General features: G+C 68.9%; 14 protein-coding genes. 6 read left to right on the top strand and 8 right to left on the bottom strand.

Annotation, left to right across the window (positions count from 1 at the left end; genetic code table 11):
• The first annotated feature begins 61 nt into the window (after positions 1-61).
• Positions 62-667: an HhH-GPD-type base excision DNA repair protein gene (locus tag FM105_RS06815; RefSeq protein ID WP_179207108.1), complete on the top strand. Its 606-nt coding sequence runs from the start codon at positions 62-64 to the stop codon at positions 665-667.
• A gap of 42 nt (positions 668-709) precedes the next feature.
• Here FM105_RS06815 and FM105_RS06810 read toward each other — a convergent pair whose 3' ends face one another.
• From FM105_RS06810 to FM105_RS06790, 5 genes are all read right to left on the bottom strand, one after another.
• Complete coding sequence (locus tag FM105_RS06810; protein ID WP_143275843.1) at positions 710-1,195, bottom strand: hypothetical protein; 486 nt, start codon at positions 1,193-1,195, stop codon at positions 710-712.
• A gap of 109 nt (positions 1,196-1,304) precedes the next feature.
• Entirely contained in the window at positions 1,305-1,979 is a 675-nt protein-coding gene (locus tag FM105_RS06805; protein WP_087006639.1) for a hypothetical protein, read from the bottom strand.
• Positions 1,976-2,494 carry an OsmC family protein gene (locus FM105_RS06800; protein WP_087006637.1) on the bottom strand — a complete coding sequence of 173 codons (519 nt, stop codon included), beginning with the start codon at positions 2,492-2,494 and terminating at the stop codon, positions 1,976-1,978. Before FM105_RS06800 ends, FM105_RS06805 begins: the two co-directional genes overlap by 4 nt.
• Before the next feature lie 122 nt (positions 2,495-2,616).
• Complete coding sequence (locus FM105_RS06795; protein WP_087006635.1) at positions 2,617-3,648, bottom strand: proline racemase family protein; 1,032 nt, start codon at positions 3,646-3,648, stop codon at positions 2,617-2,619.
• A complete protein-coding gene (locus tag FM105_RS06790; RefSeq protein ID WP_179207107.1) occupies positions 3,638-4,744 on the bottom strand; it encodes an alcohol dehydrogenase family protein in 1,107 nt (368 codons plus the stop codon). The genes FM105_RS06795 and FM105_RS06790 overlap by 11 nt, the downstream gene beginning before the upstream one ends.
• A gap of 208 nt (positions 4,745-4,952) precedes the next feature.
• On the opposite strand from FM105_RS06790, the gene FM105_RS06785 reads away from it, so the two are divergent.
• Positions 4,953-6,434, top strand: a complete 1,482-nt coding sequence (locus FM105_RS06785; RefSeq protein ID WP_087006633.1) for an FAD-binding oxidoreductase — start codon at positions 4,953-4,955, stop codon at positions 6,432-6,434.
• Here the strand turns inward: FM105_RS06785 and FM105_RS06780 are convergent.
• The 3 genes from FM105_RS06780 to FM105_RS06770 form a co-directional block, all read right to left on the bottom strand.
• The gene (locus FM105_RS06780) at positions 6,413-8,218 is read right to left on the bottom strand and encodes a BTAD domain-containing putative transcriptional regulator (protein WP_087006631.1); all 1,806 of its coding nucleotides are present in this window, start codon (positions 8,216-8,218) and stop codon (positions 6,413-6,415) included. The genes FM105_RS06785 and FM105_RS06780 overlap by 22 nt on opposite strands.
• Positions 8,219-8,296: 78 nt before the next feature.
• Positions 8,297-8,551, bottom strand: coding sequence for a Txe/YoeB family addiction module toxin (locus FM105_RS06775; protein ID WP_087006629.1), 255 nt, complete (start codon positions 8,549-8,551; stop codon positions 8,297-8,299).
• The gene (locus FM105_RS06770) at positions 8,552-8,803 is read right to left on the bottom strand and encodes a type II toxin-antitoxin system Phd/YefM family antitoxin (protein WP_087006626.1); all 252 of its coding nucleotides are present in this window, start codon (positions 8,801-8,803) and stop codon (positions 8,552-8,554) included.
• A gap of 275 nt (positions 8,804-9,078) precedes the next feature.
• Here FM105_RS06770 and FM105_RS06765 point away from each other — a divergent pair, with 275 nt between their 5' ends.
• The 4 genes from FM105_RS06765 to istA all read left to right on the top strand — a co-directional run.
• Positions 9,079-10,107: a baeRF2 domain-containing protein gene (locus tag FM105_RS06765; protein ID WP_087006624.1), complete on the top strand. Its 1,029-nt coding sequence runs from the start codon at positions 9,079-9,081 to the stop codon at positions 10,105-10,107.
• 45 nt (positions 10,108-10,152) lie between these two features.
• Positions 10,153-10,377 (top strand): DUF2795 domain-containing protein, encoded by a 225-nt coding sequence (locus FM105_RS06760; RefSeq protein WP_087006622.1) that lies wholly within the window; start codon positions 10,153-10,155, stop codon positions 10,375-10,377.
• A 6-nt stretch (positions 10,378-10,383) separates the two neighbouring features.
• Positions 10,384-11,070 carry a TetR/AcrR family transcriptional regulator C-terminal domain-containing protein gene (locus FM105_RS06755; protein WP_087006620.1) on the top strand — a complete coding sequence of 229 codons (687 nt, stop codon included), beginning with the start codon at positions 10,384-10,386 and terminating at the stop codon, positions 11,068-11,070.
• A 243-nt stretch (positions 11,071-11,313) separates the two neighbouring features.
• Positions 11,314-12,939 (top strand): IS21 family transposase (gene istA / locus FM105_RS06750; RefSeq protein ID WP_087006618.1); only part of this gene is annotated, 1,626 nt, incomplete at its 3' end.

Genomic DNA, 12,939 nt, shown 5'->3' with positions numbered 1-12,939 from the left:
CCCCCACACCCACCTCCACCACACCCACCACTCCCCTCTCACATGCGGCAGGATGGTGGGCATGACTTCCGTGTACCTCTCCACCGACCCGCAGGCCGATGAGCTGCTCACCCACGACCGCTTCGCCCTCATGGTCGGCATGCTGCTCGACCAGCAGGTGACGATGGAATCCGCGTTCGCCGGACCGCAGAAGCTCTCCGAGCGACTGGACGAGTTCACCCCCGAAGCTGTCGCCGCGCTGGACCCCGACGCCCTGCTCGAGGCGTTCAAGGAGAAGCCCGCCGTCCACCGCTACCCCGGTTCGATGGCCACCCGCGTCCAGGCGCTGGCCCAGACCCTCGTCGACGACTACGACGGCGTCGCGGAGAACCTCTGGACCGCACCCACCAAAGATGGTTCCGCCCCCACCGGCAAAGACATCCTGCGTCGCCTCAAGGCGCTGCCGGGCTTCGGCGATCAGAAGTCGAAGATCTTCGTCGCGCTGCTGGGCAAGCAGTTCGGCCTCACGGCTGACGGCTGGCGCGAGGCCGCCGGTGACTACGGACCGGACGACGCGTTCCGCTCGATCGCAGACGTCCGCGATGAGGACTCACTGTTCCGCGTGCGTGAGAACAAGAAGGCGATGAAGGCAGCGGCGAAGGCCGCCAAGGACGCGAAGAAGAGCTGACGAAGCTGGGCTCACGAAGCCGCGCTGACAGCGACCGCCCTCTCAGCCTGTGCCGTCGGGGATCGCGCCGAACCGCTTCTTCGCGTCGGTGAGGAGGTCCACCAGCTCCGGCCGGCTGATGGCCAGCGGCTGGTACAACAGGATCCGTTCACCGCGGAGTTCACCGGTGAATGTCTTCCGGACCACTTGCCGCCGCGCGACTCCCGAGGCTCCCAGGGCCATGACCGACGGCATACTCATCGACCCGAGCTGATAGCCGACGCGGAGCGTCCCCACACTGCGAACGTTCACCCACGTCGCACGGTGCAGCGTCTCCTTCCTGCCCCGGATATACCGAACAATGGCGAAGTCCTCCGGGGTGAGCACCAGGTTGTACTCCTGCCCGTGCTGCCTCAGAACGAAGTACGGCACCACGAGGCCCATGGCCACGAACAACAGGAACCCGACGACGCTCATCATGCTCTCGGCTCCCACCGCCATACCGACCAGCCCCAGCAGCCCGATCAGCACACAGACGACGATGCGCACGACCACGCCCTTCGCCGGCCCGCGGCCGATCACCAGCCGACCTTTCTCCTCCACCTGGTCCAGTCGATCAGCGTTCCGCTCACTCCGCGTGAGGCCTGCCGCGGCCACGCTAGAGTGCCTTCGCGTTCGTTGAACCGTCCTGCTCCTGCGGCGCGAACCGCTTGCGCGCTTCACGGAGCAGATCCACCAGCTCCCACCGGCCAACGGCCAGCGGCTGACTCAGCGTGACCCGCTCACCGCGGATCTCTCGGGAGAAGAAGGTGCGGACCGTCGGACGACGCGCCCCGCCCGAGGCCCCCACGACCACGACGGACGGGACACGCATCCCCTCGGGCCGGCCGGTGCTGCTCACCGTTCCGACGTGGATGATGTCCACCCACCTGACGCGGTGCACGAACTCCTGCGAACCGCCCACTCGCCGGATCAGGGTGAACTCCTCCGGCGTCAGCTCCAGGCTGTAGTCCTGTCGGTGCCTCTTCACGGTGAGGACCGGGCCGAGTATCCCGAAGAACCCGAAGAAGAGGAGCCCCAATACCAGGATGAAGCCCTCGCCTCCCATCACCGGCACGGCGAGACCGATCAGACTGATGATCACGCTGCCCACAACGCGCACGATGGCCCCGGTTCTGGAGCCACGTCCGATCACCAGCAGGCCGTTCTTCTCCACCAGATCCAACCGGTGGCGGACGCGCTCGCTCTTCGACGCGCCCGCGGGGAGGTCCAGCGGCCGCCCGTCACCCGCCGCCGATTCGCGGTACTGATTGCCCGACGATCCCGTCGTCATCGCGTTCCCGGCCCCGCACTGTCATCGTCCGTGCCGGACACATCATCCGCCGCCGAGGTCCCGGTCACCTCGACCGTCGCCCCCGCCTCCACGTGGGCGCCGGCTTCGATCGTGCGGGAGACGGTGCAGTGGGTGTCGTGGGCGACGTGCAGCAGCTTCTCGACGAACGCCTGCGGGTCCTGCTTCCGCGTCCAGTCGGCGAACGCCACATCGAAGTCCAGGCGGAGGTTCTGCAGACGCGTCGCCATCGACTCGTCCTTCAGCTTGTCCGCGACGACGCTGATGTCGAACCGCTCCGGCTCCGCCGCCCGCGTGAGCGGCTTGTCGATGCTCACCGCCATGCACCCGGCCAGGCCGGCGAGCATCATGTCGACGGGGTCGACCAGGCCTTCGCCCCGCCCGAACTCCAGCTCCACACCGGCCTTCGTCGTCACTGTGTACCGTTCGAAGCCGGTCCGCGTGACGTTCACTCCACGCTGTTCGGCCACGTGCTCCGGGTTCGTCGTCTCATCCATCCGTCCAGACTATGTGCCGGAGGCTGAGCCGGCGCAACGCAACCGCCTCAACGCACCCGCCGCAACGCACCCGCCGCAACGCACCCAGCGCACGCCGCCCTGCGACTCACCCGGCCACCGCCTCACGGGCTCAGCAGCTTCTCCAGATCCGATGAGTCCACCAGCGGATCGTCCAGGTCGACCGTGACCCGCGAGTGCGCCAACAGGCGAGCTCCCCCGGTGATGGTCGAGTGCCACGCCGGGAAGTCTCCGACCATGGCCTCTCCGAGCACAGTGCCCACGAAGCGATTGCCGCGCGGAGAGATCGTCTCCAGGGTGTCCCCGGGGCCCAGGTCCCCCTGGCCCGCCATGAGCGCCAGCCTGGCCGAGGTGCCGGTCCCCGTCGGGCTCCTGCAGATCACGCCCGGGTGCACGTAGGTCGCTGAGCGGGATTCGACCTTGCCGTTCTCCAGCGTGCGTACCCGGCCCATGAAATGGGCGAACGGCAGTGGACCCACGTCTCCCAGTGCGGGGTGCTCCTGACGCAGTCCGGGACGTGCCGCGCGCACGAAGGCGTCGCCGAACGCCGTCAGTGCGATCTGCTCGTCGGGTGTGAGGTCGAAGCCGTGGTCGGCGGCGTGGATCATGGCGTAGTAGGCGCCGCTCCACACCAGGTCGAACTCCACGCGGCCGTAGTCCGGCACATCGACCGACAGGCCGCGCTCGGCCACATAGGCGGGCTCGCCCTGCGTCGTGATCGACTCGACGCGGCCGTCGACGTTGCGCGCGCTGACCCGCGCCAGCCCCGCCGGTGATTCCAGGACCACGTCCTGCAGCCCCTCGGTCATCTCGATCATGCCGCTCTGCAGCAGGACGGTCGCGACGCAGATGGTGTTCGACCCGGAGTACAGGGGGTAGCCCATGGCCTCCATGATGATGTAGCCAGCCTGCGCTTCCGGATGGCCCGGTTCGACGATCAGGTCGACGGACATCGCGGGGTCCCCGTACGGCTCCGACAGGAGCAGCCGACGCAGCCCGTCCCCCTCGCGCTGGAGGTACCGGGCCTTCTCCAGTGCCGTCGTGCCGGGGATCGGTTCAATGCCGGCGGTGACCACGCGGGACACGTCGCCACCGGCCTGGGCATCGATCAGATCGAGGCTCCGCTCACGGCGCATGGGGCACCCCCACGTCGTCCCAGTGCCGGTCGGGGACCACCACCAGCTTCCCGATATAGGTCTTGTCCGTGAAGGTGCGCTGGGCCTCGTGGAAGTCGGAGAGCCGGAAGGTGCGGTCAAGCAGAGGCCGGATGGTCCCGTCCTCGATGTACCCGACCAGGCGGCGGAAGGCGGTGCGGGTCCCCTGGGAGGAGCCGTGCAGCTCGAGGTGCTTGAGGTACATGGTGCGCAGATCCAGCTCGACCACCGGACCGGCGATGGCTCCGGCGGTCGTGTAGCGGCCTTCGGGGCGCAGGATGCGCAGCAGGTCGTTGAAGAGAGGTCCCGCGACCAGATCGGCGACGACGTCCACCGGCCCGTCGACCACCCGTGCGGCCTCGGCGACCAGGTCATCGGTGTCGCGCAGGATGACGTCCTCGGCACCGATCGCCCGCAGCGCATCCTCCTTGCCCGCGCTCGTGACGGCGTACGGGATCGCGCCGCGCACGCGGGCCAGCTGGATGACGGCTGAACCGACTCCGCCCGAGGATCCGGTCACCAGGATCCGCTCACCCTCGGCCAGGCGCACGCGGTCGAGCATCTGCTCGGCGGTGAGGTAGGCGCAGCAGAACGTGGCCAGCCCCGCGTCGGACACGTCCGCGGTGATCTCGTAGGCGTTCTCCGCAGGGACCGCGACGTACTCGGCATAGCCACCGTCGCGACCGTGTCCGATGTAGTCGATGTCGGCCAGCGACTCATCACCCTCGGGCCGGTTGTAGAGGCTGAAGTCGACCATCACCCGCTCACCGATGCGGTCCTGGTCGACACCTGGTCCGACGCCGGCGATGCGGCCGACGATGTCGGCACCCTGGATGCGCGGGAACTCGAGTGTGGAGCGACCACGCCGCCAGGTGGAGACCTCGTTGGGGTCGGTGTCGCTGCCGTAGGCGCCCTCGCGCACCCACACGTCGGTGTTGTTCATCCCGCAGGCGTGCACATCGATCAGCACCTCCCCGTCTGCGGGAAGCGGCACGGGCACGTCATCGGAGAACACCAGCTGTTCCGGACCGCCATGGCCCATCAGCCGCACGGCACTCATCGTCTGTGGAATCGGCATCGGTCTCCATCCCCTCCGCAGTGCACGCATCCGCGCATCGGTACGGCACAGGCTCCCATGTCAGCGCGGTCTGCGTCTATGGATGCCGCTCACCCGCTGAAAGCGGGAAGTAAGCGACGGGTGCGAGCGTGACCACGTCCCTCAGAGGACCGACCGCATCACAGTCGATCGGCCGGAACTCCCCGCACACATCCTCGAATGGAGACCCATGTCCCTCCACACCGACAGCCTCAGTGTCGTCGCTTCGACTGACGACTCATCACACTCCGACGTCGCACAGGCAGCCGCAGCAGAGGCGACCACTGCGCAGGCGCCCACAGAACAGGACGCTTCGGCCCTGCGCGCGATGACAGGACCCGTGACCATCCACCTGCCCGGCGATCCCGGCTACGACGGAGCCCGCGCGATGTGGAACACGTCGGTCGACCTCTACCCCGCCGCTGTCGCCGAACCGACCACCGCACTGCAGGTCTCCGACGTCGTCACGGCGGCGCGGCGCCTGGGCCTGCGAGTGGCACCGGTGAGCACCGGCCACAACGCCGGTCCCCTGGTCCAGCACGACCTCAGCTCCACCGTGCTCCTCACGATGTCTCGTATGACGGCGGTGAGCGTCGATCCGTCGAGTGCCGCCGCCCACGTGCAGGGCGGCGCCCTGTGGGGCGACGTCATCGAGGCCGCCGGCCACCACGGTCTCGCGTGTCTGCACGGCTCCTCCCCCGATGTGGGGGTGGGAGGCTACCTGCTGGGCGGCGGGATCTTCCTCTACGGCCGACGCCTGGGGATGGCGACCAACAGCCTCACCGGAGTGGAGATCGTCCTGGCCGACGGCAGCCTCATCCGCGCCGACCACTCGCAGCACCAGAGCCTCTTCTGGGCGCTGCGGGGAGGCGGCGGCAACTTCGGCATCGTCACCTCCTTCGAATTCTCCCTCTACCCGATCGCTTCCGTGCACGCGGGGATGATGGTGTGGGACATCGACGACGCGGAGCGCGTCATCCGCGCCTGGGCCCACTGGGCACCCGGCGCACCGGACGAGATCACCACGTCGATGCGCATACTCAACCTGCCGGACGCGCCCGAGGTCCCCGGAGCCGTCCGCGGTCGTCCTGTCGTCTGCCTGGACGGGGCGGTTCTGGGTCCCGAGGACCGGGCTCAGAAGACTCTCGATCCTCTCCGGCGACTGCGCCCCGAGGTCGATACCTTCGCGCAGGTGCCGCCGTGGTCGCTGGCCCGGCTGCACATGGATCCGGAGGGCCCCACGCCGGTCGTCGGCGATTCGACCCTGCTGGGGACGATGCCGGACGAGGCGGTCGACGCGTTCCTCAGCCAGGTGGGCCCCGGGACGGAGCATGTACTTCTGACCGCCGAGCTGCGGCAACTGGGCGCCGCCCTGTCCCGGCGGCATCCGGAGGGCGGGGCGATGAACCGTCTGGACGGGAACTTCATGCTCTTCGGCGCAGCAGTCGCCGACACCCCGGAGAACAGGTCTCGCGGTCACGCGGACGCCCTCTCCCTCGTGCAGGCGATGAGTCCGTGGAGCACCGGCAAGCAGTACCTCAACTTCGCCGAGGCCCCGGTCGACCCCGAACTCAGCTACGGGGACCGCGAGTGGCTGACCCTCACACGGGTGAAGAGCGTCTACGATCCCGACGACGTGTTCGCCGCCAATCATCCGGTCCCGCCGGCGTGATCGCGGGCGTGAACTCCACGGCCCTCGAGCCGTGCGCGCACCTCGCGGGCGAGCGGGAAGTCGGCGCGGCGGTAGGCAGCCAGTGCCTCGCGCCGGAAGAACTGGGCCGACCGTGTGTTCCCCAGCCCTTCCTCCGCCTCCGCGAGGCGTGACGCGGCCCGCCCGGCGAACAGCCAGCAGCCGCACCGCCGGGCGAGGTCGAGGGCCGTACGACCATGCGCCGCAGCCGTCTCCGGATCGCCCCACAGCAGGTGGGCCTTCGCCGCCGCCGCGTGGGCGCACGCGGCCAGTGGGAAGCGCCCGGAGTCGTGGGCGAAGCGGATGACGGACCGGTACCAGGCGAAGCACGTCCGGTCGCCGGCGTCCCGCAGGGAGCAGGCGACATCCAGCGACGATGGGCCTGGGTCACCGCCCGCGCTGCCCGCTCTGGCGATGCGCGATGCTTCGAGGGCCTCGGGCACGGATTCAGTGTGACGACCGGCCCGACGGTCGATCTGGCTGCGGGCCCGCCACCACATCAGATCGCGGCCGTTCGCGCGGTCCCTCGGGCTGGTGGAGCGTCCGGCCGCCGCGAGGCAGTCCTCGGCACGGGTCAGGCGCCCCATGTGGGTGAGGATGAGGGCGCGCACGGTCTGCAGCAGCGCGTCCGTGCCGGTGGTGCGCTCGTCCATGCGGGCGGCCTCGCCCAGCAGGCGCAGGGCGCGGCGCAGATCACCGGTCAGAGCCATCACCGCGACCATGTCGCGCAGGACGACGGCCCGATCGTCCTCCTGCCCGTGCATCACGTGGAGTGCCTCCAGATGGCCCAGGAGCGACAGCGCCTCGTCGTGGCGGCCCTTGCCGGTCAGCACGTAGGCGAGTTCGCGGCGCAGCGAGACATCCTGCGCGGGCGGTGGATGGTCACCATCCCCGTCGAGGAGCGAGAGCCGGTCATCGTCGTGGGCGGCGAGCGCGCGCCGCAGCTCGTCCTCGCGGTGCCGTAAGAGTGCTGCGGCCCGTTCGAGCGACGGCGCCGGGGCTGGGACCGCGGGCGGTGCGCCGTCCGGTGGCGCAAACGTGTGGTGACCGTCCAGCAGGTGGGCGTGGGCGGCCAGCAGATCCGGCCCCGGCGTGAGGTCGAGGTCGGTCAGCGCGCTGCGGGCCTCCTCGTACACCTGCGGCAGCATCTCCGACCGGCCCGCCTGCTGCAGAGCGGACATCCGCAGCGCCTGCACCCGCTCGTTCGAGGGCTGCTGCGCGGCGAGCGGCGTGAGCACGTCCAGTGCGGCACGGCTGTCACCGAGGTGCAGGAGAGTCTCGCTGCGGACCTCCTGCGCGCGTGTGTGCAGCTCATGCAGAGTGTGCCGCCAGGTGTCGACGTCGGCGGCGTCGACGTTCGGGAAGGGCTCCCCGCCCCAGTGCGCCAGCGCCTCGTCGAGCCGACGGACCAGGTGAGCGTCGTGGCCTCCACGGCCGGTGTGCGCGAGAGCCGACTCCGCCGAGCGCTCGAACCGCCACGCGTCGATCGAGTCGTCGCGGATGTTGAGCCGATACCCGTTCGGGGAGCTGTTGACGACATCGCCTCCCAGCTGTCTGCGCAGGCGGTGGATCTGAACGTGGAGGCGCGCGAGCGCACGATCAGATGCGTCGGACGGCCAGAGCGCCCGGACGAGGTAGGGGGCGGGTGTCCAGACCCGGAGTCGGAGGATGAGGAGGGACAGCAGCGCGCGCTGCGTGCGTCCGTGCACTCCCCAGGAGGTGTCATCCGTGAAGATCTCGACGCGCCCCATCACGCGCATCTCCATCCGCTCGAGCCTAGTGGCTCATGTCACAGAGTGGAAGGCTGCGACCTCCCGCCCGGCGAATGGTCGCCGGGGAGCCGCTCAGTAGTGGTAGCGCGCCTGGAGGATCACCAGGTCATCGTCGACGACGAGGTACACGAGTCGGTGCTCCTCAGTGATGCGACGCGACCAGGCACCCCGCGCACCGTACTTGAGCTGCTCGGGCTTTCCTATGCCGGCGAAGGGATCCCGAAGACACGCGTCGATGAGCGTGTTGATCCGTTTGAGGATCCGGCGGTCCGCAGTCTGCCAGTTCTTGTAGTCCTCCCAGGCGTACGGGTCCCAGACCAGGCGCACTCAGTCCTCCCGGTCGAGCTCGTGCGCCTCCACCTGACCCTGGGCGGCACGCTCATAGGCGTCGAGCAGCCTGCGAGCATTGGCCGGCGAGCGGAACAGGTAGGCAGTCTCCTGCCACGCCGCGTACTCATCGGCAGGCATGAGGACGGCATTGCCATGGCGAGAGACGATCTCGACGGCGTCGCGGTCGTCATTCACACGCTCGATGAGCGGGAAGAGCGTCCTGCGGGCCTCACTGGCACTGATGGACATATCGTCACTCCCTCTGCATATCCCAACGCCGGTCACTTGTACCTCTTTATGGTACCACTCCGATACACCGGCGATCGCGACCCCAGCAGCGCTCGTGACGGCCATGCATGCACTCGCACGAAGAGGTCCGGAGACCAAAGCGCCGCGGCAGAATAGTCGCTCGACAGCAAGACACCTTGCCGCCCAGAGACTGGTTGACGTCGCCATCTCTCGCATGTTTACCGTGTATACGAAGGCAACCGAGGTTGCCAGCGAATCCACGAGGAGGTCGACGCATGCAGTTGAACGCGATACGTCAGGTCTACGACGGGCAGGCACCCTTCGTCACGATCTACCTGGAGGGCCGCTCCCCCGCCGAGGACGCACGGCAGCAGGTGAGGCTCAGGTGGGACGAGCTCCGCGGTCGCCTCAGCGAAGAAGGAGCCTCCGACCCAGTCCTCTCCCAGCTCGACGAGGCGGTGCTCGGTGCAGAATCCGGAGAGGTGCAGTCCAACGGACGCGTGCTGGTGGCCGATGCCACGGGCATCGTCCTCGATGAGGCTTGGGACGCTGCGCTGGGCGCCGGAGATGCGGCGCATCTGAGCGACGAGCCGGAACTCGGGGCCTTCATCCGCGAGAGGGAGCGCTCCGCTCGCCTCCTCGTGGCCATCGCCAACCAGCACGGTGCCGTCGTGCGTCAGGTGGTCGTGTCCGACTCCCAGACAGTCGACACGCAGGCCGAAGGGGTCGTCAGCAGCGACTCCGAGAGTGTGCACAAGCCCCGCGAGGGTGCACTGTCGCACAAGCACATCCAGCGCAGAGCCGACGAAGTGGTCAAGCAGAACGTCCGCGACGTCGCAGACCACCTCGATGCGGTGGCGAAGCGATGGAAGCCTGACCTGCTTGTGCTCGCCGGCGAGGTGCAGGGGCGCACCGCACTGCGCGATGAGCTCTCCGCCGCGCTCCGGGACGACTACGCAGAGGTCACGTCCGGCGGAGTGTCCGATGACGGCGCCGAGGATGCACTGGCAGACGAGCTGCACCGCCTCGCTGCGGAGCGCAGCGACGAAGCCGCCCGGCAGCGGGCAGATCAGTTCGGCACAGCGACGTCACGCGGCCTGGCTGCTGAGGGTGCAGGCCGCATCGCGCGGGCGCTGGAGATGGGAGCTGTGGAGACGCTCCTGCTCGAGTACGACCGGACCGGCACACGAGAGTCGGAGCTCCTCGCTGCGAGCGTGCGGACCGACGCCGAGGTCTCGCTCATCGACTCCCAGGTAGACGATGCGATCGCCGCGATCCTGCGATTCGAAGTACCCGACCAGTGAAGACATCCACGACCCACGACACAGTGACGACACAGGAGGACAGCCATGACTGCACGCGATGAACTCCGAGCGGCGAAGGCCCTTCAGGGAGTCGAGTTCCCTGCGACGAAGGATGAACTGATCGAGTACGCCTCCACCCGCGGGGCGGACGCGAAGACCCTGCAGGCCCTGCGGACGCTGACTGAAACGCACTTCGAGAGCAAGGAGGAGGTCGTCGAGGCGGTGCCGCAGGAGCCTGAGGGCGATGCGCCCGGCGGCACCGACCGCTGAGACTCGATGTCCAGAGGTCTCAACCGCACGAGGGTCGTTGAGGCCGCGACCGCGTACATCGACGCCCATGGTGCCGAGTCGCTGACCATGCGCAGGCTCGGCTCGCACCTCGGCGTCGAAGCCATGGCCCTGTACCGGCATGTGGAGGGCAAGGACCAGCTGCTCGGTGCCGTGGTCGACCGTCTCGTCGACGATCTCCTCGACGACCCGCGCATCACCTCCGCCACCGATTCCTGGGAGGAATACCTTCGCAGTGTCGGAGGTGCGCTGCGCGAACTGGAGGCCGAGCACCCGCGAACGTTCCCGCTGGTCGCCACGCGACCACCGGAGGCGCCTTGGCTGCGACCGCCCCTGCGCAGCATGCGCTGGGTCGAGCACTTCCTCTCCTCCCTGCTCTCCCACGGGTTCTCACACCGACGCGCAGTCGATGCCTACAAGGCCTTCACCAGCTTCCTCCTCGGCCACCTCCTCCTGGAGGCCTCGCCCCGAGGCGGAGCGCTCTCCCCCACCGGCGCTGGCACGATCGATTCGGTGACAGCTGCGGTGACAGAAGAGACCGGCACTGCCGAAGCATCGGAAGACTACCCAGCAGTCACGGAACTGCATGACCTGCTGGCCGCAGATCATGCCGACCGCGAGTTCTCCGATGGCCTCGATGCGCTCATCGAACGCCTCCGCCGACCCGGCCTGTGACGGGCACCGAGCACCACGGAGGAAGGCCGAACAGGATGGATCAGAAAGAGCAGCGAACGACGTCGTCGCCTCCCTCACGTGCATGGTGACCGGGCTGGTTGTGACAGCTTGGTTTGGCCCCGTTGTGACGGCCTGATCTGGCCCCGCGTGCGACTTGCCGGGGTGTTGACGGTCTGAACTGGCCCCACCCCTTCACGCTGGTCCCCATCACTGGGAACCAGTCGCGAGGGCAAGGGAGCCAAGATGGGGTCACGAGTGCAGCTGTACGCCGACATCCGCCACGACGCGCGAGTCGATGGCCTGTCCATCCGCGAGCTCGCCCGCAAACACGGAGTCCACCGCCGCACCGTCCGCCAGGCCCTCGCCGCTGCCGAACCCCCACCTCGCAAGAAACCGGTCCGCACAGCACCGCGCCTGGATCCGTACAAGCCGGCGATCGACGAGATGCTGCGCTATGACCTGACTGCGCCGCGCAAGCAGCGTCATACCGCGACCCGGATCCTGGCCCGGCTGTGTGACGAGCACGACGCCACGGACCTGTCGTACTCGACGGTGCGGGACTACGTGCGGGTCCGGCGCGCGCAGATCGATCTGGAGGCCGGGCGCCGGGTGGAGGCGATGGTGCCGCAGGACCACGCCCCCGGCGCGGAGGCCGAGGTCGACTTCGGCGAGGTCTACGTCATCCTGGACGGCGTCAAGACCAAGTGCCACATGTTCGTCTACCGCCTGTCCCACTCCGGCAAGGCCATCCACCGCGTCTACCCGACCGGCGGGCAGGAGGCCTTCCTCGAAGGACACATCGAGGCCTTCCACGCCCTGGGCGGCATCCCCACCCGCCACATCCGCTACGACAACCTCACCTCCGCCGTGGTGCAGGTCATCCACGGCGGCGACCGGCTACGCGACGAGAACGAACGATGGGTGCTGTTCCGCTCCCACTACGGCTTCGACGCGTTCTACTGCCAGCCAGGCATCGACGGCGCCCACGAGAAAGGCGGCGTCGAGGGCGAGGTCGGCTGGTTCCGCCGCAACCACCTCACCCCCATGCCCGAAGTCGCCAGCCTGGACGAACTCAACGACAAGATCCGTGCCTGCGAGCACGACGACAACACCCGCCGCATCACCGGCCACGCCAACACGATCGGGCAGGACCACCACGCCGAACTCGACCACCTGGCACCGTTGCCGGCCGATGACTTCGACCCCGGCCTGATCCTCCACCCCCGCGTCGACCGCTCCGCCCTGATCACCGTCCGCATGGTCAAGTACTCCGTCCCCGCGCACCTCATCGGCCAACGCGTCCGCGTCAGCCTTCGGGCCTCGTGCGTGGTCGTGTTCGAGGGCCGCACCGTAGTGGCCACCCACCCACGCCTCGGCACCCGTGGGGTGACCCGGGTCGAGCTGGACCACTACCTCGAGGTCCTGCGCCACAAGCCCGGCGCGTTCCCCGGCTCCACCGCCCTCGCGCAGGCCCGCGCCGCCGGAGCATTCACCGCAGCCCACGACGCGTTCTGGGCCGCGGCCCGCAAGACCAGCGGCGACGTGGCCGGGACCCAAGCGTTGATCGACGTGCTCCTGCTCCACCGATCCCTCCCGTCCGACGCGGTGATCGCCGGCATCACCTCGGCCCTGTCGGTGGGCGCGATCAGCCCCGACGTCGTCGCCGTCGAAGCCCGCCGCCATGCCACCACCCACACACCCGCCCCAGCCAGCCAGACCAGGGGCGGGACGGTCGTGAACCTGCCACCCCGACGCCCCACCAACCCGCACCAGGTCATCGCGCACCTGCCCGAAGACACCCGGCCCCTGCCCACCGTCACCGCCTACGACGAACTCCTGCGCCGACGCCAACCCGATCCCGCCCCGGCC

The organism is Brevibacterium yomogidense, assembly GCF_900163715.1.
In the GTDB taxonomy this organism is placed as follows: Bacteria; Actinomycetota; Actinomycetes; order Actinomycetales; family Brevibacteriaceae; genus Brevibacterium; species Brevibacterium yomogidense_A.
The sequence above is the reverse complement of the archived record's forward strand: the minus strand, read 5'-3'. Positions and strand labels throughout refer to the sequence as shown.